The 23,838-nt window shown below is 48.0% G+C and carries 20 protein-coding genes; all 20 read left to right on the forward strand.

The window, feature by feature from the left end:
• The first annotated feature begins 19 nt into the window (after positions 1–19).
• Complete coding sequence (gene dapF / locus SGI97_10475; protein ID MDZ4724311.1) at positions 20–859, forward strand: diaminopimelate epimerase; 840 nt, start codon at positions 20–22, stop codon at positions 857–859.
• On the forward strand, positions 859–2,325 hold the full coding sequence (gene trpE, locus SGI97_10480) for an anthranilate synthase component I (protein MDZ4724312.1): 1,467 nt from the start codon (positions 859–861) through the stop codon (positions 2,323–2,325). The genes dapF and trpE overlap by 1 nt, the downstream gene beginning before the upstream one ends.
• The gene (locus SGI97_10485) at positions 2,322–2,888 is read left to right on the forward strand and encodes an aminodeoxychorismate/anthranilate synthase component II (GenBank protein MDZ4724313.1); all 567 of its coding nucleotides are present in this window, start codon (positions 2,322–2,324) and stop codon (positions 2,886–2,888) included. The genes trpE and SGI97_10485 overlap by 4 nt, the downstream gene beginning before the upstream one ends.
• On the forward strand, positions 2,888–3,910 hold the full coding sequence (trpD, locus tag SGI97_10490) for an anthranilate phosphoribosyltransferase (protein MDZ4724314.1): 1,023 nt from the start codon (positions 2,888–2,890) through the stop codon (positions 3,908–3,910). The genes SGI97_10485 and trpD overlap by 1 nt, the downstream gene beginning before the upstream one ends.
• Positions 3,900–5,216 (forward strand): MFS transporter, encoded by a 1,317-nt coding sequence (locus SGI97_10495; GenBank protein MDZ4724315.1) that lies wholly within the window; start codon positions 3,900–3,902, stop codon positions 5,214–5,216. The genes trpD and SGI97_10495 overlap by 11 nt, the downstream gene beginning before the upstream one ends.
• Positions 5,213–6,004: an indole-3-glycerol phosphate synthase TrpC gene (gene trpC / locus SGI97_10500; protein ID MDZ4724316.1), complete on the forward strand. Its 792-nt coding sequence runs from the start codon at positions 5,213–5,215 to the stop codon at positions 6,002–6,004. Before SGI97_10495 ends, trpC begins: the two co-directional genes overlap by 4 nt.
• Positions 6,001–6,636, forward strand: coding sequence for a phosphoribosylanthranilate isomerase (locus SGI97_10505; protein ID MDZ4724317.1), 636 nt, complete (start codon positions 6,001–6,003; stop codon positions 6,634–6,636). The genes trpC and SGI97_10505 overlap by 4 nt, the downstream gene beginning before the upstream one ends.
• Before the next feature lie 10 nt (positions 6,637–6,646).
• A complete protein-coding gene (gene trpB, locus SGI97_10510) occupies positions 6,647–7,831 on the forward strand; it encodes a tryptophan synthase subunit beta (protein ID MDZ4724318.1) in 1,185 nt (394 codons plus the stop codon).
• On the forward strand, positions 7,828–8,616 hold the full coding sequence (gene trpA, locus SGI97_10515) for a tryptophan synthase subunit alpha (GenBank protein MDZ4724319.1): 789 nt from the start codon (positions 7,828–7,830) through the stop codon (positions 8,614–8,616). The genes trpB and trpA overlap by 4 nt, the downstream gene beginning before the upstream one ends.
• Positions 8,617–8,721: 105 nt before the next feature.
• On the forward strand, positions 8,722–10,539 hold the full coding sequence (gene argS / locus SGI97_10520) for an arginine--tRNA ligase (GenBank protein ID MDZ4724320.1): 1,818 nt from the start codon (positions 8,722–8,724) through the stop codon (positions 10,537–10,539).
• A 102-nt stretch (positions 10,540–10,641) separates the two neighbouring features.
• Entirely contained in the window at positions 10,642–11,658 is a 1,017-nt protein-coding gene (gene aroF, locus SGI97_10525) for a 3-deoxy-7-phosphoheptulonate synthase (protein ID MDZ4724321.1), read from the forward strand.
• Complete coding sequence (aroA, locus tag SGI97_10530) at positions 11,655–12,998, forward strand: 3-phosphoshikimate 1-carboxyvinyltransferase (protein ID MDZ4724322.1); 1,344 nt, start codon at positions 11,655–11,657, stop codon at positions 12,996–12,998. Before aroF ends, aroA begins: the two co-directional genes overlap by 4 nt.
• A complete protein-coding gene (locus tag SGI97_10535) occupies positions 12,995–13,846 on the forward strand; it encodes a shikimate dehydrogenase (GenBank protein MDZ4724323.1) in 852 nt (283 codons plus the stop codon). The genes aroA and SGI97_10535 overlap by 4 nt, the downstream gene beginning before the upstream one ends.
• A gap of 570 nt (positions 13,847–14,416) precedes the next feature.
• Positions 14,417–15,547, forward strand: a complete 1,131-nt coding sequence (aroB, locus tag SGI97_10540; GenBank protein ID MDZ4724324.1) for a 3-dehydroquinate synthase — start codon at positions 14,417–14,419, stop codon at positions 15,545–15,547.
• Complete coding sequence (gene aroQ, locus SGI97_10545; GenBank protein ID MDZ4724325.1) at positions 15,525–15,953, forward strand: type II 3-dehydroquinate dehydratase; 429 nt, start codon at positions 15,525–15,527, stop codon at positions 15,951–15,953. Before aroB ends, aroQ begins: the two co-directional genes overlap by 23 nt.
• A 71-nt stretch (positions 15,954–16,024) precedes the next feature.
• Positions 16,025–17,389, forward strand: a complete 1,365-nt coding sequence (locus SGI97_10550) for an MATE family efflux transporter (protein ID MDZ4724326.1) — start codon at positions 16,025–16,027, stop codon at positions 17,387–17,389.
• A gap of 41 nt (positions 17,390–17,430) precedes the next feature.
• Positions 17,431–18,360 (forward strand): histone deacetylase, encoded by a 930-nt coding sequence (locus SGI97_10555; GenBank protein MDZ4724327.1) that lies wholly within the window; start codon positions 17,431–17,433, stop codon positions 18,358–18,360.
• Complete coding sequence (locus SGI97_10560; protein MDZ4724328.1) at positions 18,357–19,148, forward strand: fumarylacetoacetate hydrolase family protein; 792 nt, start codon at positions 18,357–18,359, stop codon at positions 19,146–19,148. The genes SGI97_10555 and SGI97_10560 overlap by 4 nt, the downstream gene beginning before the upstream one ends.
• Before the next feature lie 73 nt (positions 19,149–19,221).
• Positions 19,222–20,412, forward strand: coding sequence for a DHHA1 domain-containing protein (locus SGI97_10565; GenBank protein MDZ4724329.1), 1,191 nt, complete (start codon positions 19,222–19,224; stop codon positions 20,410–20,412).
• Position 20,413: 1 nt separating this feature from the next.
• Positions 20,414–23,809: a putative LPS assembly protein LptD gene (locus SGI97_10570; protein ID MDZ4724330.1), complete on the forward strand. Its 3,396-nt coding sequence runs from the start codon at positions 20,414–20,416 to the stop codon at positions 23,807–23,809.
• Positions 23,810–23,838 lie beyond the last annotated feature (29 nt).

The raw sequence follows: 23,838 nt of genomic DNA on the forward strand, positions 1-23,838 counted from the left end.
ATCACAAGGAAACTGTTCTGTGAAGGCTCACTTTCATAAATACCATGCTCTTGAAAACGATTTTTTGGTTATCGAGTCAAATCAGACGAGGATCGATAAGATTAAAATCGGCGGTATTGCCAGACTTCTCTGTGATCGCCACAAAGGTGTGGGGGCAGACGGCGTTGTGTATCTTTCGCCAAGTAAAACGGCCGATATCAAAGCCGACATATTCAACGCTGATGGGACATGGGCTGAAAAGTCAGGAAATGGTCTTCGCATAGCCGGCTGTTTTCTGGCTCTGAAATATTCGCGTACAAAGAAGTTCACGATTCAGACCGCTACGACAACTGATAGTGTCGTAGTTGGTAAGAATATTGGACGATCACAAATAGTCGAGGCTGGGATAGGCGAGCCGTCGTTTGAGACCAAATCGCTGCCGATGAGAATCAAAGAGCGGTACTTTATAAACAAAACGTTGGCTATTGGCCGCACACGAGTACCAGTTACTTGTTTGTCGGTTGGGAACCCGCACTGCATTGTTCACTGTGATGCTATTCCATCGGGCTGGAAAGAGTTGGGCTCGGACATCGAGAGTTCGAGCTACTTTCCCCACGGCACGAATGTCGAATTCGTCCGAAAGATCAACCGAAAGAAAATTGAAGTGAAAGAATGGGAACGTGGAGTCGGAGAGACCGAGTCATCGGGAACCGGAGCCGCTGCTTCAGTCTGCGCTCTGGTCATGCTCGGATTGATTGAGAGGAAATGCGAAGTGCAGTTTCAAACGGGTACGCTTATGGTTGAATGGAGCGCCGATGACAATATCGTGCGCATAAAGGGGCCAGTGTCTTTTATTGCCCAAGGAACAGCCGAAATCTGATGCTTAGTTTTTCAGAAGTGCGAAAACTTAATAAAACGGCGAATGTGATTCCGCTGTTTGTTCGCATTCCATCGGATTTGGAAACGCCGGTCTCGGCATTTATCAAACTCAGCAAAGGGAAGACAGAGTCGTTTCTCCTTGAATCGATTGAAGGCGGCGAAAAACTTGCTCGCTATTCTTTTCTCGGTTTTGACCCTTATCTCAAAATTGAAGGGAGCAAAGACGAAGTTGTTGTTTTCAAGGACAAGGAGCGTCAGATAATAGCTATGCCGACCATTATATTTCTTAAAGAACTTTTTGCGGTCTATAAACCGGCAAAAGTCGAAGGACTTCCTCGTTTTACCGGAGGAGGGGTTGGCTATTTTTCATACGATGCCATACGATGGATTGAGCGGCTTCCAAGCAGCAATGACGACGAAATAGGTTTGCCGGTGTGCCGTTTCTGTTTTTATCATAATATCCTGGTCTTTGACCATCTCAAACAAGAGCTGTTGATTATTGCAAATATACTCAATGAAAAGAATGCGTCGGGCTTGCAACATAAATATAAGAAGGCGGTGGAAATAATAGGGCAGACTGTCAGAGGTCTTGCGGCCCCGCTTCGCTTGCCGAAAGGGGCCAAGCAAAAAGCGAAAGTGTCGCTGACTTCGCTCTGCGGAAAACCAGAGTTTACCAGAATGGTGAAGAAGGCACAATCGTATATCAAAGAAGGAGACATCTTTCAGGTTGTTCTTTCTCGCCGATGGAGAATTACAAGCGGTGAATCTCCAATTTCCGTCTATCGAAGACTTCGTCGCATCAACCCTTCGCCTTACATGTTCCTGCTCAATTTTGGATCGTGTTCAATCATAGGTTCCTCGCCGGAGATGATGGTTCGTATAGAGAATGACCTCATTGAAACACGGCCAATTGCTGGGACTCGAAAACGAGGTAAGAATCAATCTGAAGATGAAAAAAACATCGCCGATTTGCTTGCCGATCCAAAAGAACTTGCCGAGCACACGATGTTGCTCGACCTCGGCCGAAACGATGTCGGCAGGGTGAGTGTTCCTGGAAGTGTGCAAGTCAAGGAGCGGATGACTATTGAAAAATATTCGCACGTCATCCATATCGTGTCATCAGTTGTAGGTAAACTTCAAAAAGAATACTCGCCGATTGACGGCCATTTTGCCTGTTTTCCGGCTGGAACAGTGTCCGGAGCTCCGAAAATCAGAGCTATGGAAATTATTGATGAACTCGAAGGCCAACGAAGAGGCGTCTACGCCGGATCCATTGCCTATCTTGACTTCTGGGGGAACCTTGATTCATGTATAGCGATTCGAACTATAGTGAAAAATAAAGAGGCGTATTATGTTCAGGCCGGAGCCGGAATTGTGGCAGATTCCAATCCAAGTCGAGAGTTTCTGGAAACAGAAGCCAAGGCGCAGGGTGTCATCCAAGCGATCGTTGGGGACGTTTCTAAATGATTCTTATGCTCGATAACTATGACTCGTTTACTTATAACATTGTGCAATATTTGTGCGAGTTGGGGGCAGAATTGACTGTCATTCGCAACGATGCCGAGACGACTGAATCTTTAATGGCCATGAATCCTTCGGGAATTGTTTTGTCGCCGGGTCCCGGAAGACCGGAGAACGCTGGTGTTATGAACGAGCTCATAACCAAGGTCGATGGCAATATCCCAATCCTCGGCGTTTGTCTGGGACATCAGGCGCTTGGACAAGTGTATGGCGGTTCGATTGTGTATGCGCCAACCCTCATGCATGGCAAGACATCGCAGATCGAGCACGATGGCGCAGCGCTCTTCAAAGATATTCCCTCGCCATTTACGGCCACACGTTATCATTCTCTGATGATAGAGCCGTCGACATTGCCGAAGTGCTTCCGAACAACTGCCTGGACTGACGACAGTGTCATTATGGGGTTACAACATCGAAGTCTGCCTCTGTATGGCGTTCAATTTCATCCGGAGTCGATCATGACACCTCATGGCAAAGCAATCCTGAACAATTTCCTCAAGACTCTTTGATGATTGATTCGTTGATTCAGAAAATTTCTGGCAAGGAGAATCTCACTCGAGCCGAAGCGGCGTGGGGCATGGACGAAATCATGTCCGGCACGAGCAGCCACAGTCAGATAGCTCAGTTTCTTATTGGACTGAAGGAAAAAGGGGAGGCTGTGACTGAGGTCGCCGGATTTGTCGATTCAATGAGGAGGCATGCCTTGCGATTGACCCTCTCAGATAGTAATGCGGTTGACGGCTGCGGAACCGGCGGCGACGGCTCTCATAGTTTTAATATCTCTACAGCGGCTGCTCTGGTTGCGGCGTCGGCTGGAGCGACAGTCGCCAAGCACGGAAATCGTTCAGTCAGTTCAAAATGCGGTTCGGCTGATCTGCTTGAGGCAACCGGGATGGCTATTGACCCGGGAGAAAAGCGTGTATTGCGATCAATCGAGGAACTCAAATTCGGATTCATGTTCGCTCCGCGTTTCCATCCGGCAATGAAACATGCTACTGCTGTTCGTAAAGAACTCGGTGTTCGCACGGTATTTAATATTCTTGGTCCGATGACGAACCCGGCCGGGGTCACACGCCAGATTATCGGTGTGTATGATAGATCATTAATGCCATTGATAGCCGATGTTATGGAATTGACTGGTTCTAAGCACGTGTTGGTCCTCCATGGGCGCGATGGACTTGATGAGTTTTCAGTCTCCGCAATTACAGATTATATTGAAATCAAAGATGGAAAGCGCAATTCGGCATCGATAGAGCCAACGGACGCCGGTCTGATCATGTACCCAAAAGGCGCGTTGGCCGGCGGAGATGCGTCGGCGAATCTTTCTATTCTTGAAGATGTTCTGAATGGAAAGAAGAGCGCATGTCGTGATGCTGCCATATTCAATGCTGGAGCAATGTTATATGTGGCCGGACATGCAGACAGTATCGGAGATGGAACCGGGCGGGCATCGGAGGCAATTGACAGCGGTGATGCACGAGAAAAACTCAACGCGGTGGTAGCCGAGTCAGTGCGGGTAGATGCCAACTAATATTCAGGGTAAATCCAAGCGGCATCAGACACACGTTGGGGCTACAAGTACATTCAGAGAATATTTATCCCATGTCAAAATGTTCTCCCGCAATGCGCGGTTATTCCTGCTTGGTTCGTTTCTCATGGGCGTTAATTTTGAAGTGTTTCAACTCTTGCTGAATTTGTATTTAAGAGAGCGCGGAATAAGTGAAGGAGAGATTGGGAATGTGATTGCCGGACGAGCGGGGGGCATAGCCCTTATGGCTATCCCCGTCGCTTTGCTTCTTGCGTGGGTTAGATTGAAACCGATTTTGATGGCCAGCTGTGTTGTTTTTGCGGGATTCAGTCTTCTGCTGATTCACCAGAGCCAACTGTTCTTTTTTGTCTGCTTTTCGTTTCTCGCAGGCTGTGCATATACCTTCTTCAGGGTTGCTTCGGCTCCGTTTTATATGAGGAATTCGACTCCAAAGGAGCGGACATATCTTTTCTCAGCAGGATTTGCGGTTCTTCTGCTTTCGGGAATGGCGGGCGCAATCGGGGCAGGCACATTGGTGACAGTACTGGGTGATTACACCGGAGACATTCTCTTGGGATACCGATACACGATGATCCTCGGTGTAATGACTGGGCTTACCGCGCTTATTCCGTTTTCAATGATAAAGGCAAAAGCGCTAACGGACGACGTCGAACCGATACGGATTTCTATCAAACAGCTTAAGGAACGCGGTAACTTCTATTTTAAGATTATCTTTGCCCGCTTTCTGGTCGGAGTTGGGGCTGGAATGATAATTCCCTTTCTCAATCTTTACTTTCGGGACAGATTTGGATTGTCTCCCAAAGTGATTGGTCTGTTTTACGCCCTTGTCACTGCCTCAATGTTTATTGGGACTTTGGCAGGACCGCTCCTTACTCGACGGTTTGGACTCGTCAGGACGATCGTCATGACCGAGCTGTTGTCTATTCCCTTTATGCTTATATTGGCATTCACCGATTACCTGCCACTTGCGCTGATTGCATTTGTTGCTCGAGGAGGACTTATGAATTTGGGAGTTCCGATTGGAACTAATTTCGCCATGGAATTGGCAGAGAAAAACGAGCAGGGCTTTGTGAACAGCCTGCTCATGATTTCTTGGACGGGGTCATGGATGCTTTCGGCAATCGTCGGCGGGCAGATGATTGAAGAATATGGTTATGCTCCGACGCTCTGTATCGCCGCAGGTCTTTATATGGTATCGTCGTTTCTATACTATCGCTATTTTAAAGATGTTGAGGTCAAACGAGAAGATTCCCACGGTTGGTATATCCCCGAAGGAGTTCAGGTGTGAGCGAAAGTATCCTTCGGCAGATATGCGAGGCGAAGAAAATTGAGATTGAACGTCAGAAAGCGCTTTTGCCGCTTGATGTGCTCAAGAATCTTCAAATTAAAGAACCTCGTATTTCCTTCAAAGACGCCCTGAGCAATTCTCATAGAAATGATGTACGAATTATTGCTGAAATTAAAAAGGCATCCCCCTCAAGAGGAGTGTTTGTTGAGGATTTTGATCCGGCGCGATACGCACGACAATATAAGGAGGGCGGGGCTTCAGCAATTTCTGTCTTGACAGAGCAAAACTTCTTTCTTGGTAATCATGATTATCTTGCGGCAGCGAAACGAGCATCGGGGTTGCCTATTCTGTGTAAGGATTTTATTATTGACACATATCAGGTATATTTCGCGAGACATATGGGCGCAGATGCTATATTACTTATTGCCGCCTTGCTCCCGGTAGAGACTATGAAGGAATATCTGAAATTGGCTAAAGAACTTGATATTGATTGTCTTGTCGAAGCTCATAACGAAGAGGAGCTTGCTGTGGCGATTTCTGCAGGTGCCGATATCATTGGAATAAACAATCGCAATCTCAACGATTTCTCGGTGTCGCTTGAGACTGCGGAAGGACTCTCTTCGATAATTCCGGAATCCGTTGTCCGTGTGGCAGAATCCGGACTTTTTGCGCATAAGGACATATCGCGGCTCCAGAAATCAGGCTATAATAACTTTCTCATCGGTGAGTCGCTCATGACATCAGATGATCCGGTTTCGCTTCTCCATGAATTGAGGGGCTTGGCTTGAAACGGTTTAAAGTCAAGATCTGTGGGATGAAGGATGTGGCTCTTGTGAGTTATGCGATTGAACTTGGAGCCGATCTTATCGGCATCATCTTATTTAATCGCTCGCCTCGCTTCGTTTCTCAAAAGCAAGCAAAGGAGATTGTCCGTTCCCTGCAGCCCGTTATTCAAAGTGTAGGGGTATTTGTAAATGAAGAAACGGAGACTATATTACGGCTCAGAGATAAGTTGCGGTTTGATTTTGCGCAGATACATGGTTTACGTGACAACTCGACCATTCGTACGCTGCAGCGAAATGGGCTGAAAGTGATTGAGTCGTTTACCGTTCGGACCAAGAAAGACTTTTTGACAATAGCCGAAAGTGAAGCTGAAATAATAATGCTTGATAATACATCAGAGGAAAAACATGGAGGTACGGGGAAACCTTTTGATTGGAGGCTTAGGCCCGCAGCCCCACTGCGGAATCTTATGGTAGCCGGCGGAATCGATGCCGATAACGTTGCAAAAGCAGTTAAGGCTTATTGTCCCATGATAGTCGATGTGAACTCCGGGGTGGAAAGTTCGCTGGGTGTCAAATCACAGAAAAAGCTTAAACAATTTTTCACCCAGTGTAATGCGATACGTTATGGCAAATAAGAGACTTTCTATGCCTGACAAGCGAGGCCGTTTCGGGGCATACGGCGGCCAATATGTTCCGGAGACAGTCATGTTCGCGCTGCAGGAACTTGAGCAAGCGTACACTAAGATCAAAAAGAGCAAAGCTTTTCAAAGTGAACTTAAGGGGCATCTGGCTGACTTTGTCGGAAGGCCGACACCGCTCTATTTTGCCGAACGTCTGACCAAACATATAGGCGGTCCGAAGATTTACTTCAAACGCGAAGATCTCAATCATACCGGGGCGCACAAAATCAATAATACAGTCGGGCAGATTCTTCTCGCGCGGCAGATGAAGAAGAAGAGAATAATCGCCGAGACCGGCGCTGGTCAACATGGACTTGCGACCGCTACCGTCTGCGCCCGCTTTGGATTTGAGTGTGTGGTCTATATGGGGGCTGAGGATGTTGTCAGGCAGGCATCCAATGTCGAGAAGATGCGACTTTTGGGAGCGACCGTTATTCCGGTGACTTCCGGTTCGCAGACGCTCAAAGATGCCACGAACGAAGCAATGCGTGACTGGGTAACAAATATTCAGAACACTTTTTATATTATCGGATCGGCTGTTGGCCCGCATCCCTATCCAATGATAGTTCGAGACTTCCAATCGGTGATTGGCCGAGAGACAAAATTACAGGCAAAAAAACTGTGGTCGAAACTACCCGATGTAGTTATCGCCTGTGTCGGAGGCGGATCGAATGCCATCGGAATCTTTGATGAGTTTCTTGGTGACACGTCTGTCAGATTGATTGGTGTCGAAGCTGCGGGTCATGGCCTCGAAAGTGGAAAGCATGCCGCCACGCTTACAAAAGGGAAGCCGGGCGTTCTGCATGGCTCGCTCAGCTATCTTGTGTTCGACACGCACGGACAGATAACACTGCCACATTCAATTTCTGCGGGACTTGATTATCCGGGGGTTGGACCTCAGCATTCGTACCTCAAGGATTCCAAGCGTGTGGTCTATGTTTCAGCTACTGATAAAGAAGCAATGTCTGCGCTCAGACTTGTGACAAAACTTGAGGGGATTCTTCCGGCGCTTGAGACCTCGCATGCCCTGGCACATCTTATCAACAACCCTGCTAAATTCAGCAACAGGCAAAGAGTGGTGGTATGTCTCTCCGGACGAGGTGACAAGGACCTCCCGATAATTCTCAAAGAAAAGCCCGTCAAAAAATGACCAAAATCGGCCATCTCCTCAATAATCGCGGCAAGCGAAAATTGCTTGTTCCGTTCTTTACCGTAGGATACCCAACCCGGGCGCAATCTCTCGATTTGGTATACGAGGCCGTAGATACCGGCGCGGACATAATAGAATTGGGCGTCCCGTTTTCAGATCCTTTGGCCGATGGGTCATCGGTGCAGTATTCATCACAGGTAGCATTGAAAAATAATATCAGCTTAATGAGTATCCTAGCTGATGTCAGTAAATTAAGAAGAAAGATCAATCTTCCGCTTGTGCTTATGGGCTACTACAACCCGATTTTAGCTTTTGGACTGAAGCGATTTTGTATGGAATGTTCAAATGCTGGTGTAGATGGGTTAATCATACCGGATTTACCAGTAGAAGAAAGTGGTGAACTGAGACAGGCAGTTGGGAAGGCTTCGCTCAGCTCCATATTTTTAGTGGCTCCGACATCCTCAAAAGAGAGAATTAAATTGATTGACCGATCATCGACTGATTTTGTCTATGCGGTGACAGTCGCTGGTGTGACTGGAGCCAGATCGAAATTTAGCGCGGAGACGGAGTCTTACTTGAAAAAGCTCAAAAAGGACCTAATCAAGCCGTTTGTTGCGGGTTTTGGCGTTTCGACACCTGAGACCGCCCGTCTCATGACTCGCTACAGCGACGGCGTTGTGATTGGCTCGGCATTAATTGAGCGGATTCGCAATGATAACTCGTTCGCCGGAGGGCGAAAAGCGGTCGGACAACTGCTTCGTTCATTACGCAGGGCTATTGATTGATAACTCACGTAATTCTTCGTTTCCAAGTCCCATTATTCAGAAGAACATTGAAGTTGCGAACCGCAAGATGTTAGCTGATATTTGGCAGATAGAGATTGGAAGCGTATGGAAGTAATGACAAAAGATAAATATAGAGTAAGTTTTGCAGAAGCCACGTCTGTGGCATTCCGACGGTTATATCCTGATCAGTTCCAAGAGGTCGGCGATTCTGGATTATTCAGCAAGACTCAGATATATGAAGAGCTTGAAAAGCCAAAAGATGCCACAATGGGACGCTTTTCGTTTCCAATCTTCAGGTATGTCAAACTTCTTAAAGAACCTCCGCAACAGGTCAGCGCAAAGGTATCCGAGGAGATTAATAGACAACTGAAAGGCCGCAAAGAAATGTCGATACGGTGCGTCGGAGTGAACGGCTTCCTGAATGCTGTGGTCGACACATCGAGTCTTGGACAGGAGACGGTACGTACGATCATTTCCGATGGGACGGAGTATGGTAAGTCGATTGTTGGGACACATAAGACTTTTCTGGTGGAGTATTCCTCTCCCAATATTGCCAAGCCATTTGGTATCGGGCATTTGCGCTCAACCGTAATTGGCAATTCGCTTCGGCGGATCTATCTCAAGCTCGGTTACGCAGTCACTGGAATAAATTACCCCGGCGACTGGGGGACGCAATTCGGGAAAATGATTGTTGCCTACAAAAAATGGGGAGACGATAAAACTCTCGAAGGCAATAGCGTTAAGAAACTTCTTGACCTATACGTCCGATTTCACAAAGAAGTCGAAGTCGATCCGACGCTCAACGATCAGGCCCGCGAAGCATTCAAAGAATTAGAGCAGGGTAACCCTGATGCTGTGCGGTTGTGGGAGAAATTCAAAACAATTTCCCATGCTGAATTTGACCGAATCTATTCAATGCTTGGAGTCGAGTTTGATTTGGTAATCGGAGAATCATTTTTTAATGATAAGATGGATTCGGTCATTGGACGGCTTGAAAAAGCAGGTCTGACCAAAGTTTCCCAAGGTGCGCTCATTGTTGAACTCGATGATCCTAATCTTCCGCCAGCGCTATTGAAAAAGCGGGATGGCGCAACGCTCTATATCACCCGCGACCTTGCCGGACTTATTTACCGGTGGCAGACATATTATTTTCATGAATCTCTGTATGTTGTCGGCTCGGCCCAAGCCGATCATTTCAGGCAATGTTTAAAAGTCATTAATTTGCTTGAGCAGGCGGAGAATTTGTCCGAATCAGAACGGATGACGGGTAAGGTCAAACATATAGAATTTGGCTGGGTGAAGTTCAGCGGCAAAATGATGTCAACGCGTCAGGGCAATATTGTTTTGCTTGAAGACGTAATCGACCGGGCGGTCGAGCTGATCACCGAGCGAATCAAAGAAAAAAGCCCTCAACTTGCTAATCTTGACTCAGTCGCAAAATCCATCGGCGTCGGCGCAGTGCTTTTCTCACAGTTGTCGGTTCGTCGCCAGACGGATGTGAACTTTGTTTGGGAAGAAGTACTCAATTTTGATGGCGAGACCGGCCCGTATCTTCAGTATACCCATGCCCGACTCTCTTCGCTCATACGCAACTATGGCAAACCGGTGAACGCGACAGTCGACTATGCGTTACTTGAAAGAGAAGAAGAGAAGCGAGTCATAGAACTACTCGCTGATTTTCCGACCGCTATCACCGACGCCGCGCGGCAGTATGACCCTTATTTTGTCACACATTATCTGCTTAAACTTACAGGGGCATTTAATAAATTCTATCAGAGGAAAGATGAGTTAGGAAGAATTGACAGAATCATATCCGCTAACGCCGAATTATCTGCCGCCCGAATTGCTTTGGTCGGCGCTACGAGGATTGTCCTACAGGAAGGACTTTACCTGCTTGGGCTTGCCGCGCCGGAGGAGATGTAACGAATTTTCGTATCGTTTATGTCAACAATCCAGATATCGTTCAATGCTACTTTGGTTTGCATCCCAAGCCTAACCAGACAGCACATACATGTGGAGAAATAGATGCTTATCGTAATGGAAACCAGCGCGACACCCGAAATGGTGGCGCATGTCTGCAAAGAGATAGAACGGATGGGACTTTCAGCGCACCCTATGCCCGGTGCGCAAAGGACAGCCATTGGTGTCACAGGGAACAAGGCCCAAGTCGACGCCGACCGTCTGCTAACACTTGTCGGTGTTCGAGATATTATCCATGTTACTCAGCCGTTCAAATTGGTAAGCCGTGAGTTTTTCCCCGATGACACAGTAATTGACATAAATGGCGTACAAATCGGCGGACCAGAGTTTGTGGTCATGGCCGGGCCTTGTTCTGTCGAAAGCCGCGAACAGTGCTTCACAATTGCCGAGGCCGTCGCTTCAAACGGCGCAAAGATATTTCGCGGCGGGGCATACAAACCGCGCACATCCCCATACAGTTTTCAGGGATTGGGAAAAGAAGGACTCGAAATTCTTGCAGAAGTCAGGGACCGGTACAAACTGCTTATCATTACCGAGGCCACTGACACCGAGACCCTCGAACTTGTGGCAGAGTATTCAGACATAATTCAAATTGGCGCGAGGAATATGCAAAATTTTTCTTTGCTCAGAAAAGCCGGTCGGCTTAGTAAACCGGTAATGCTTAAACGAGGCAACTCAGCCACTTTACAGGAACTGCTGATGTCCGCCGAGTATATTTTGGCTGAGGGGAATAGGCGGGTCATTCTCTGTGAGCGTGGGATGAGAACGTTTGCTGACCACACTCGCAATACACTTGATCTGTCAGCTGTGCCGTATGTGAAAAGATTGAGTCATCTGCCTATCATTACCGACCCGAGTCACGGGACCGGGCGACGAAATAAAGTCATCCCACTTTCGCGGGCCTCGATTGCTGTAGGAGCCGACGGGATTATGGTCGAAGTCCATCACAAGCCCGAAGAGGCGCTTTCTGATGGAGCGCAGGCGATTATACCTTCTGAATTTGAAAGTCTGATGAATGACATGCGACGGATCGCACCGGCAGTCGGTCGTACCTGCGCATGAAACTTCCGCTTAAACCAGCAAAGAAAATCGGCGGAACATTGCGTGTACCGGGCGACAAGTCTATCGGACACCGCTCCGCCCTCTTATCCATAATAGCCAGAAATCCCGTCACAGTCGTCAACTTCCCCGACGGCGCGGATTGTCAGACTTCGCTTTCGATTGCACGTCAGTTGGGTGTGACCGTTGAAAAGATAGACAGTAAACTATTACTGACTCCGCCAAGCACACTTTCGGTTGAAGCAGAGACAATTCTTGACTGCGGCAACTCCGGGACGACCGCGCGACTGCTTGCCGGACTTCTGGCCGGGAGCAAATGCTCGGCGATACTATCCGGCGATGAATCCTTGTCCTCACGACCAATGAAGCGAATTGTCGCTCCACTCACCGCTATGGGAGCCGAACTCTTCGACACCGACGGCCATCTTCCGCTAAAAGTCAGAGGAGCTTCGCTTCTGCCGTTTGAGTACCGCCTGCCGGTGGCATCGGCTCAGGTCAAATCCGCAATTCTTCTGGCTGGATTATCTTCGGGATGTTCGGTCACGCTCTATGAAGATTTTCTGACCCGCGATCATACCGAGCGTATGATTGCGGCTTTGGGTGGTGAAATCGAAGTTGAAGATACAAAAGCAGTCATGCTCGAAGACCCGAATGACCCACGTAAAAAGAAAATGATTCATCCTCATGACTACAAGAGGCGAATCCACCTCAAGCCACATTCGACAATCGAAGCTGGAACTATCGACATACCGGGAGATATTTCGACAGCAGCATATTTCTTTGCCTTGGCGGCGATCTCCGGAAAAGCTGTAACAGTCGAAGGGGTCGGTCTCAATCCAACGCGTACCGAATTTCTGGACTACTTAAAAGCAATTGGCTGCGCCGTTACCATCGATAAGAAATCCACTGTCTCTGGAGAACACAGAGGAGACGTTACCGTCATAGGAGGGGAACTAAAAGGGAAGAAGATTTCTGGTGAAATGACTGTCGGACTCATTGATGAGATTCCAATAGTTGCTGTCATTGCGGCTTGCGCCGAGGGCACAACTATTATTCGCGATGCTGGCGAACTTAAAGTCAAAGAGTCAGATAGACTGGCCGCTATTGCCGAGAACTTGAGGAGTATGGGGGTCAAAGTTGGCCTGCTTGAAGACGGCTTAGCAATTGAAGGCTCAAATGAACTTCATGGCGCCGATATCAATTCATATAATGACCACCGGATTGTGATGGCTTTTTCGATTGCGGCTATGGTTGCGGTTGGTCCATCGGTGATTGACGACTCATCAGTGGTCGCCATTTCGTGCCCGACTTTTTACGATCTGCTTGCGAAGGTCGCTCGATGAGCGACGACCTTAAGTTTGGACTTATCGGCAATAATGTCCACTACTCCAAATCACCGGATATCTTTCAGGCAATATTCAAGCTGATCGGCAAAACCGGAAGCTTTGAGATATTCACAATTCATTCAACTGACCTTGGGGAACGTCTAAAGGAAATTGTTGGACATGGATTCACCGGACTGTCTGTAACAATTCCGTACAAAAGTCAAATAATTCCACTGCTTGAAGATATAGATCCGATAGCGCAAACGGTCGATGCTGTCAACTCAGTGGCGGTGAGCAAGGGACAGCTCCATGGTTACAACACTGATTGCCATGGATTTTGTATTCCATTGAGAGAATACACTGACAAATTGAAATATAAGACTGCGCTTATCCTCGGATGCGGAGGCGCGGCAAGAGCAGTTGTGTACGCCCTTCATGTCGACTTTGAGGTAAACCGTTTTATTGTCTATGGGCGATCAGCCGAGAAGTTGCAAGTCTTTAAGGACTCCCTGGAAGGTCGAATGAAAAATATCGAAATACAGCTTATGTCACCCATGCAAGAAACAAGTCTTGCACCAGAAAATGTCGAGCTAATGGTCAATTGCACACCAGTCGGCGGGTGGAATCAGGATCAGATCAGCGCCATTCCTTCGAGCTTTTCATTGCAAAAAGGTTCGATTTACTACGATCTGAACTACAACGAAGGAAACAAGAGCATTAGGCAGGCGACAGAGATGGGATTGATTACAGTTGATGGGTCTGCTATGCTGGTTGGTCAGGCACTCAAATCGTTTGATATCTGGGCGGGACAATCAGCGCCCTTTGAACCTATCTATTCATCTGTTTTTGGCAGGGAATCCGGATGACAATAAAGAACCGAGCCACGAAGTGGGGACACGCTAATAAAATAGCCCTGATTGGCTTTTCCGGATCTGGAAAATCAACGGTGGGACCACTGCTTGCAAAAGCATTGCGATACACATTCATTGACGTCGACAAATTGATTGAGAGGCAATGTATGGTGCCCACTGTGATAATATTTCAGACGCGTGGCGAGGATTATTTTAGAACATTGGAAGAGGAAGCAATAGCCGGAATACTCCGAACTAGAGAATCTAAGGACGTGCTTTCGATCGGTGGCGGAGCGACGATGAATTCAAAGACTCGGCAAGTTTTGAGGGAAGACGCGGTGATGGTATATTTGTCTTGTTCAGTCAAAGAGCTATATCGAAGGCTCAAAACGCAAAGTGATAGGCCTCTATTGTATGTGGATCCCAAGAGGAATGAAACGCTGAGGCAGGCACAACTGCGGAAAATCTCAACTCTGTTGAAAACAAGAGAAAGATATTATCGCATGGCAAACATCTCAGTCTCGACCACGCAGCGAACACCTGTCCAGGTTTGCCGCAGCATTGTTGAAAAGCTGGAAGGCCTGCATGGTTCGAACAGTCGTTAGACTAAAAGAGCGGTCATATCCGGTATTAACCGGTTCATCGGTCCTACCGCAGTTCGGTGCTGAACTAAAAAGCTTAATCGATGATAACCGCTTATTTGTGTTATTCGATGCCAATGTATACGCTCTCCATTACAAAACCATTCTTAACTCCATAAAGATTCCACAGTCACGAATTAAGGAGTTCGTCATCCCTTCGGGAGAAAAGGCGAAATCATTGTCGGTGTTGAGTCACATTTATGATTTTCTGCTTCAGGAAAAAGTCAGGCGGCAGGATATTATTCTTACCTGCGGGGGAGGTGTGACAAGCGACCTCGGAGGGTATGCCGCCGCTACCACTTTACGTGGACTGCGCTGGGTTGCTCTTCCGACGACGCTGCTTGGAATGGTCGATGCCGCCATCGGAGGCAAAACCGGGATTAATCATACGACAGGTAAAAATCTCATCGGCGCAATTTGGCAGCCGAATTTTGTCTGCAATGAACTCGAATTTCTTGAGACTCTTCCGGGCAGGCAAATGACCGCCGGTCTCGGAGAGGTATTAAAATATGCCGGTCTTCAAGGTAAGGCTTTCCTCGCGCCTCTTCAGAAATATTGCATGAAACAAGAGAACTTGAGCCACAATGAGCTTGAGAAGCTGATTTCCCTGTCTGTTCAATACAAAGCGAAGATTGTATCGGCAGATGAACGCGAATTTGGAATGCGCGCAATTCTGAACTTCGGGCACACCTACGCTCATGCAATAGAGGCAAGTCTTGGATATGGCAAATTACTTCATGGGGAGGCTGTCATCATCGGGGTAATAGGGGCTTTGCATTTGAGCCGTTTGACCGGTTCAGCTGACAAACCAAGTCTCGAGAGTTATAACGATCTTGCATTGGAAATGCTTGCCAGGGTTCCGCATCGGATAATAGAGAGTCCAAAGGTGTTGTCTGCTATGACTCTTGACAAAAAACGGACATCTTCCGGTCAAAGTTTTATTCTGTTAAAATCACTCGGAAAGCCGATAATTACTGATAAGGTTTCAAAGATGCAGGTGGTCGAGGCGCTAAAGCTGGCCTTGCAGGATTACAAGATAGTCGGAGGGACGCGTGCGAACGCTTTTAGTCGTTAACGGGCCAAATCTGAATCTTCTCGGTACACGCGAACCGGAGATATACGGGACTAAAAACCTTAAGGATCTCGAAAGTGAGCTTTCATTGAGGGCTGGAAAGAATGGTCTGAGTGTTCGTTTCTTTCAGTCGAATCACGAAGGCGCACTTATTGATTTTGTGCAGGAGAATAGTCCGGGAGCTCATGGCATGATACTCAATGCCGGCGCACTGACGCATTATAGTTATGCCCTCCGCGACGTTATAACTGCTGTTTCTATTAGAACAATTGAAGTCCACATCAGTAATATCAATTCTCGCGAAGAGTTTCGCAAAACATCTGTTATTGCGCCTGTCTGCCTTGGCCAGATAAGCGGACTTGGCTTTGAAAGTTATTTCCTCGCGCTTGATTTCTTCAGCCGCCTTTGAGCTTGTTCAGTTCTCTCTCCATACTTAGCTTTGCATCCGCTTTCGTCAATTGATAGGGGCGTGGTGTATATATGCAAAAGCAAATGGAAGAAAACCGCAATAGAGTGACCGAAGGCTCAATAGTCAGATCGGTTTTTTCGCTTGCCATTCCCGCATCGCTAGGCCTGTTTATGATATTCATTCTCAACCTTACCAATATGTTCTGGGTTGGCAAAATCGGGCCGGAGGCTCAGGATGCGGTAAACTCCGCAACAGTGGTCATCTGGCCTATGTTTGCTCTGATGTCTATCGTTTCAATAGGGTTGACCGCCCTAGTTTCTCGCGCTATCGGGGGCAAAGATTACGCGCAGGCCAGTTTCTATGCCAGGCAGGGGATATTATTCTCCGCAGGCATTGCGCTGGTGACATCTGTTATTGGTATAGTGGCGGCGCCGTGGCTTCTTTCGGTAATGGGGGCTGTACCCGAGACTCTAAATAATGCCCTCCCGTATTTAAGAATTTTTTTCGCAAGCGCGCTTATGTTTACTCTCATTGATACCTCATATGCCATATTTAGAGCAGCAGGGGACACTAAGACCCCGGCCAAGATTGGGATCCTGGTTGTTACGATAAACATAATCCTCGATCCATTATTAATTTTCGGTATCGGTCCGTTTCCAGAGCTTGGAGTCCCAGGTGCGTCACTCTCGACAGCGATCTCGGAATCTATCGGGCTGGCTCTGATTAGCCGTTGTCTTCTTTCGGGGCGGCTCGGTTTGTCGATAGGAAATGTACGCTCCATTCGTCCTCATTGGGAGAGCATTCGCAAGATTGCCCGAATCGGACTTCCCACCACAGTCCAGCACTTGAGCTTTGCTTTGGTTTATTGGTTTCTTATAGACCTCGTGCACAGCTTTGGAGTTTCGGCTGGGGCCGCAATGGGAATCGGCAACCGGATGGAATCGTTCGGATATTTGACCTGCACCGGATTTTCTATTGCTGCGGCCACGATGGTCGGTCAAAATCTCGGGGCCGGCAAGCCTGACCGTGCTGCAAAGTGCGCTTGGGGAGCAGCGGGACTTGGCGTGGCTGTGACAGCTATTATGTCTATTCTCTTTCTGACACTGTCTACCCAGATTGCGGCAATATTTAGCGATGATCAGGCTGTCATCGCAATCACCTCAGATTATCTTATTATACTCGGCCTATCGCAATTGACAATGGCTCTCGAGATAGTTCTCGAAGGGGCGTTCAACGGCGCCGGAGACACCCTGCCAGTTATGATCGTTATGCTGCCGGGTGCGCTCATTCGGATCCCGATGGCCTATTTTCTTGCAAACACCCTCGGATGGGGCATAAACGGGGTGTGGTGGACATTGACCATTAGTACTACAATCAAGGCGCTCATTCTGGCGTATTGGTTTTCGTTGAATAAGTGGCAGGCAAAGAAGGTCTAATGACCGTTGACCGAGCGCGTTTGTTTCGGTTAATTTAGTACATGGAAACAATAGGGATAGGGCTTGCAATAAACGCTGATGAACACAGCGCCCCTGCGGGACATCCCGAGCGCGCAGACAAGCTCGACGATGTCCTTGACTGGCTCAATACATCGCCACCCCAGCACATTGAAATATTCAGTCCGACAGAACATGGAACTGAGCCCATTTACCGAGTGCATGAGAGGAACTACATCGACAAATTGAAAGCGAACGTTTTGTTATTATTTCTTGATAGCGACACCTACGTAACGCCGACATCGTTCAAAGCGGTGTGTGATGTGGTCGATCTGCTTCTCAGCGCTGTAGACAATTCGGTGTCGAACAAAACGAACATTTCGTTTGTCATTGGCCGCCCGCCGGGACACCATGCCGAACGCGCCGGAGGTATGGGATTCTGCCCTGTCAACTCGATTGCCGTTGCCGCACAGTATGCGCTCGATTCGTATCCTCTGGGACGAGTGTCAATTGTAGATTTCGACGTCCATCACGGCAACGGCACTCAGGATATTTTCTATGACCGACGTGACTGCTTCTTTGCTTCGCTGCATCAGTACCCTTTTTATCCAGGAACAGGCGCGGCAAGTGAGCGAGGGATAGGAGTGGGCTTGGGCTATACATTAAACTGTCCTCTCAAGGCCGGAAGCGGCGACCGGGAGGTACTTGACTGCTTCGATATCGCAATTATTCCTGCCTTGGAAGACTATCATTCCGAAATGCTATTTGTCTCCGCCGGATTCGATGCCCATGCCCGCGATCCTATTGGCGGATGCGCAATGTCCGGCGATGGGTTCTATCAGATAGGAGTTCGTCTCAAGAGGTTTGCCGCTGTATTCTGCAATGGCAGAGTTATTTGTAATCTCGAAGGAGGTTATGACAAGCAGGCAAACAAAGAATCAATTGAAAACTTCCTCAGAGGATTATCTGAATGAATAATGAGCGCTTTGTCCGGTTTTCAACAGAGAAAAGCATACTTTCCCGATTTGGGGTGATCCGAGAGGGCGCACTTTCCGTATTGAACTTTGCCCCATGGGAGGGAGGAAGTGAGACCGGCGAGAGGCTAAATGTCCAAGAAATTCGCCTGCTGGCGCCGGTGACGCCTTCTAAAATAGTTTGTGTAGGATTAAACTACCATGCCCATGTCAGCGCATCCTTCTCAGCTGATAAACCTCCAGATACGCCATTGATTTTTCTGAAGCCGCCGTCGTCGGTCATTGGGCCAAAGGAAAGCATTGTTCATCCGGAACAGAGCGAAAGAGTAGATTACGAAGCCGAACTCGGTATCGTTATTGGTAAACTCGCGCGATTTGTTTCGGAAGAGACCGCACTCGATCATATATTTGGCTTTACCTGTGTAAATGATGTCACAGCCCGCGATCTTCAGAAAAAAGACGGCCAGTGGGGACGCGCTAAAGGGTTCGACACGTTTTGTCCCGTTGGTCCATGGATTATTCCGAGGGATGACATTGATTTTGCAAATGCGCAGGTCGAAGGGATACTCAACGATAATGTTATGCAGTCCGGAAACACTTCCCAGATGATATTTTCGATTCCAACTATAATTTGCTATATCTCTTCGGTTATGACCCTCGAACCGGGTGATCTCATTGCAACAGGCACTCCTTCAGGTATCGCTCCAATGAAGCCGGGTGATACAATTGTAGTGCGGATAGCCGGAATCGGAGAGCTTTCCAATACTATGGTCGCTCAAAGCCATTGATTTCGCAGCCCAAGTTCATTAAATCATACGCCCTATATTGAATAATCCCTATTAATGTTGTTTCTTTATAACTATGACAGAGCGGCTATATTACACCAATCCCAGCCTGTTGTCGTTCGAGGCGACAATTACGTCGAAGGGAATGCACAAAGACCTGTATTATACCGTGCTTGATCGGTCAGCTTTCTATCCCACATCTGGGGGCCAGCTTCATGACAAAGGTGTTCTTGGCGGAGAACAGGTCGTGGAAGTTATCGAGAGCGAATCGAGCCAAGTCTGGCATCTTTCAACAAATCCTGCTGGAGAGGTGGGTGATTTAGTTACGGGGGTTGTCGATGAAACTCGTCGGAAGCGAAACCGTCAACTTCACTCTGCACAGCACCTTCTCAGCGCGGCGTTTACACACCTATTGAAGATGGAAACTGTCTCAGTCCATCTTGGCGAAGAATACGGGGCGGTGGAATTGCAGACATCGGGGATAAGCGACGAACAAATCGAAACCATAGAGCGCAGTGTAAATGACTTAATCAGTCAAAATCTTGAGATTTCAATACTTTTTGCAACAGGAGATGAACTTGCTGCTATACCGCTTCGCAAGCCGTCCTCACGCGAAGGAATTATCCGCATTATCAAAATCGGAGACTACGATTGGTCCGCCTGTGGAGGAACGCACTGCTCACAAACCTCGGAAATCGGTTTGGTGAAAATCATCGGGCCTGAAAAGATGCGCGGCCATATACTCGTAAAATTCCTTGCCGGAGAACAAGCATTGGCTGACTACGCTTTTCGTTTCAAAGTAACCCAAGAATTGAGCCAGCTTCTGACCTGCCATCCCTCCGATCTTTTATCAAAGGTGCAAAAACTCTTGTCAGACAATAAAACTGCCCGGACCGAAATAAAGGGGCTCCAAGAAGCTCTCCTCCCAACTTTGGTCGCTCAGCTTGCAGAAAAGAAAGTAAGAGTCTCGAAAACGCCCTTCCTGTTCCACCATGACGATAATCTTGACCCTGCATTGCTCAGCCCGTTGGCGTCCCAGCTTGCGATGTGTATAAACGGCGTGGTTATTATTACGTCTCAGGAACGACTTGTGCTTTCTGTCTCACAAACTACAGGCCACAAAGCAAACGAGTTGGTTAAATCACTCTGTCAATCGCTCGGGCTTCGCGGGGGCGGAAACGAGTCAGTTGCGCAGATTGGCGGGGTCGAGCGGAAAATGACGGAGCAAATTCCTGGGTTGATAACGGATTTGCTTTCCAAGAGATAAGATGCGCGTATTATTATTTGCCACCTTTCTACTGACACTGTCATCGTTTCCTGCGCAATCGCAAACACGCGAACGACTCGATCTTCACCATGCCGACGCGCTTGAGGTAATCCTTGGGCTTCAGGACACGACTGTTGTCGATGGTTCTGTCATTTTCAAAACCACTAGCGGCTTGATTTATTGTGATTCCGCCGTATGGGTCAAAGGGCTGACCGTCAAACTCATGGGAAATGTCCGCGTCGATGATGCCGAGTACCAGCTCACCGCCGATGAAGTGGATTATAATCTGGTGACCCAGGAGGCATTCGCGAACGGGCCTTATGTAGAGCTGTGGTCGAAACAGGACTCCCTTTTTGCTGTCGGCACCGAGGCGCTTTATAACAAATCGACCAAGTATTTCCGAATGGGGAATCGGCCTACGATGTATCTGAACTACCCTGACAGCGCGAATATGGTTGAAGTCATCGCTGAGAATATCGAATACGACGGCATGCGTGTCAGAGCCGAAGCAACGGGCAACGTCATTATCACATCCAATGAGGTGTCGACTTCTTCCGGTTGCGCCATCATGAGGCCTGATCTCAACATACTCGATCTCTACCAATCACCCGTGGCAACAAAAGGGAAATCCCGCATTTCCGGCGGACTCATTTCTATAATTTCGCTCGATAAGCAGATAAGTCGAATCGACGTCCTTGATTCGGCACGAGGTGAATTTACTGAACCTGTTGACTCGGCCGGTCTGTTTACCGACAGATCAATTCTTTCGGGCTCACGGATTATCTTTGATTTCGCTGGTGGAGAATTGGCCCACGTGTTTTCCTATGGTCAGGCATATTCCTGGTATAATCCCTCCTCACGTGGCAAGAGTGACTCAACACAAAACAGTGTGTCCGGTGATACGATTCGGTTCACACTTGAAAATGAACTCTTAGACCGCGTTGATGTAATCGGCGGAGCAGTGGGAACGTTCTACAGCGCCAAGACAACTATGAAAGACACTGTCTCAACCACGATCGTTGATACCATCGATTATAGCTCAAGGAAAATCCAATACGCCGTAAATGATTCGCTCATCACACTCTATGAAGATGCAGCTATCGGCTCTGGCACCGTGGCGCTCGAGGCCTTCCAGGTTGAGTTCGATACTCAAGAGAGAATTATCGAGGCCTTTTCCGCATATGAAATAAAAAGCAGGACCGATTCGTCTGCCACATTCACATCGGAGCTTCAGCCGAACACGATACCAGTTGTCCTGAAAGATAAGGAAGACGTCCTCTACGGCGACTATCTGGAATATTCAATCGACACAGAAAAAGGACGCATATTAAAGTCAAAGTCGGGATATGAGACAGGGTTTTTCTATGGAGAACAGCTCTATCGCGAAAAACGGGATATTTTTTATCTCGATGATGGCCGATACACCACTTGCGATGCCGACGAGCCGCATTTTCATTTTCACTCCAAGCGCCTCAAACTCATTGAAAATGACCGGCTTATCGCCAAGCCAGTAGTGCTGAGTATTGGTCGACTGCCGATTCTTGCGATTCCGTACTATGTGTTTCCGCTCAAAAAGGGACGACACTCGGGCATACTTCCCTTCACATTCGGAAATATAGAGCGGGGCGAGCGCTATATCCGAAATGTCGGCTACTATTTTGCGCCGTCTGAATTTTGGGACGCCCAAGCCGCGCTTGACTATTATGAACAGCAGCGGTCAGTCAACTTCTATGGAAAGCTCAACTACAATAGGCGGTATCTCTTCAATGGCTCATTCGACGGTAACTATACTCGCCAGACGGGGTATAACCGATCAACGGCGGACGAATTCAAATCCGCTCGCTGGACTTTGCGAGGTTCGCACAATCATGATATTAGCCCGAGTTTCAGGGTAACATCCTCGGGACAGATACAATCTGATGCGACATATTATAATGACTTTTCTACAAACTTAAGCGACCGGCTTAACAGGGTGCTGTCCTCAAGGCTTAATTTTTCTAAGCGATTCAGCCAGTCGGTTTCTCTGTCGGGTCTGTTTTCGCAGGAACTGGATCTCGATCGAGATTCGCGCACAACAACATTTCCAGCCCTTTCCCTTTCACTTCCGGTCATTCGTCCTTTCGGAGCAGGGAATGTCGATGAGAAGGGGATATTGGACCAAGCATGGTTTAACAGGCTCACTGTGAGCTATCGCCCATCATTGTTGAATTACTCCAGCCGCTCGGTATCAAAACGGGTGGATGTCGACACCGCTCTTTTTGCCGATACACTGGTCACCGATACCCTTATTTTGATTGACACTCTCTCGTCTCATAACAGGAAACAATACACGAGGATTGACCATCCATTCACGGCATCACTCCCTCTCACGATCGCGCGCTACTTTACACTTAGCCCTGGTTTTTCTTACACGGAAAATTGGTTTAGGATATACAATACAGCTTTTGCGGATTCCCAGGGTATCGAAGCTGGCGCCTACCGGACTTATCTATACAGTACTGGTGTCGGACTCTCGACCAAGCTCTACGGGACAGTCACGCCCAATATTTTCGGACTTGCCGGGCTGAGGCAGGTGCTTACGCCCAATGTCTCTTACAGCTACACGCCGCAACTAAACCGCTTTCCTGAGATTAGGGCCTACGCCGGAGGGGGAGCCGGAAGCACACGCCGAAGCCAAGCCGTTTTACTCGGTCTTGATCAGGTATATCAGGCTCGTGTCGGTGAAGGAGAATTTGCCCGAGTCTACCAACTTCTGTCAGTAACCACAAATTTCGGTTACGATTTTGAGGCAGGGGAGAGAAAGTACTCGGATCTAAACACAAGTTTTTCCTCGACACTATTACCGAGGATAAATTTTTACGGTAGTTTGACGCATTCGCTCTACGAGCAAAATTCTAACACACTCAATTTCTGGTCGCCAAGCTTACAAAGCTTTGATTTTAATGCCTCTATCTCGCTCAATGGCACCTCGTTTATCTTCGACGATGTCTTCTCCAGACAACCCCAAGGCGTTGATTCGGCAAGCCATGTGGGTGTGGGGGGACAATTTGGCGGTCGAAAGGGCTGGGATCTCTCGGCTACATACAGCTTCAGTGAAAGCGGTTATCACACGCTGTACCGCAAAGAGAGCTTCATCCGCTTCTCGCTTCAGTTTAACCTAACATCGCAGACAACGGTAGATTATTCGCAGTATTATGACTTTGGCGAGGGACAAACGATAAATAACGAAGTAAGCATTACCCGAACTATTCACTGCTGGACGGGTAATTTTTACTGGGTTCCGATTGGATCAAATCACGGCTATGGTTTCAGGCTCTTTGTTACGGCCATACCGGCAATCAAAATCGACAATTCTCAGAGCAATCTGAATAGCGGAACATTTTTCAACAACAGATAGTCTTGGGCGATCTTCCTATTTTCACGGCA

Source organism: Candidatus Zixiibacteriota bacterium (genome assembly GCA_034439475.1).
GTDB lineage: Bacteria > Zixibacteria > MSB-5A5 > GN15 > FEB-12 > JAWXAN01.

Bases quoted from the DNA above. Each gene is read 5' to 3' on its own strand.
- trpA (MDZ4724319.1), top strand. From the start codon at position 7,828: ATGACCAAAATCGGCCATCTCCTCAATAATCGCGGCAAGCGAAAATTG.
- SGI97_10550 (MDZ4724326.1), top strand. From the start codon at position 16,025: ATGCAAAAGCAAATGGAAGAAAACCGCAATAGAGTGACCGAAGGCTCA.
- trpE (MDZ4724312.1), top strand. From the start codon at position 859: ATGCTTAGTTTTTCAGAAGTGCGAAAACTTAATAAAACGGCGAATGTG.
- trpB (MDZ4724318.1), top strand. From the start codon at position 6,647: ATGCCTGACAAGCGAGGCCGTTTCGGGGCATACGGCGGCCAATATGTT.
- SGI97_10565 (MDZ4724329.1), top strand. From the start codon at position 19,222: ATGACAGAGCGGCTATATTACACCAATCCCAGCCTGTTGTCGTTCGAG.
- aroB (MDZ4724324.1), top strand. From the start codon at position 14,417: ATGGTTCGAACAGTCGTTAGACTAAAAGAGCGGTCATATCCGGTATTA.
- SGI97_10535 (MDZ4724323.1), top strand. From the start codon at position 12,995: ATGAGCGACGACCTTAAGTTTGGACTTATCGGCAATAATGTCCACTAC.
- aroA (MDZ4724322.1), top strand. From the start codon at position 11,655: ATGAAACTTCCGCTTAAACCAGCAAAGAAAATCGGCGGAACATTGCGT.
- SGI97_10570 (MDZ4724330.1), top strand. From the start codon at position 20,414: ATGCGCGTATTATTATTTGCCACCTTTCTACTGACACTGTCATCGTTT.
- SGI97_10555 (MDZ4724327.1), top strand. From the start codon at position 17,431: ATGGAAACAATAGGGATAGGGCTTGCAATAAACGCTGATGAACACAGC.
- argS (MDZ4724320.1), top strand. From the start codon at position 8,722: ATGGAAGTAATGACAAAAGATAAATATAGAGTAAGTTTTGCAGAAGCC.
- SGI97_10495 (MDZ4724315.1), top strand. From the start codon at position 3,900: ATGCCAACTAATATTCAGGGTAAATCCAAGCGGCATCAGACACACGTT.
- aroF (MDZ4724321.1), top strand. From the start codon at position 10,642: ATGCTTATCGTAATGGAAACCAGCGCGACACCCGAAATGGTGGCGCAT.
- SGI97_10485 (MDZ4724313.1), top strand. From the start codon at position 2,322: ATGATTCTTATGCTCGATAACTATGACTCGTTTACTTATAACATTGTG.
- trpD (MDZ4724314.1), top strand. From the start codon at position 2,888: ATGATTGATTCGTTGATTCAGAAAATTTCTGGCAAGGAGAATCTCACT.
- SGI97_10560 (MDZ4724328.1), top strand. From the start codon at position 18,357: ATGAATAATGAGCGCTTTGTCCGGTTTTCAACAGAGAAAAGCATACTT.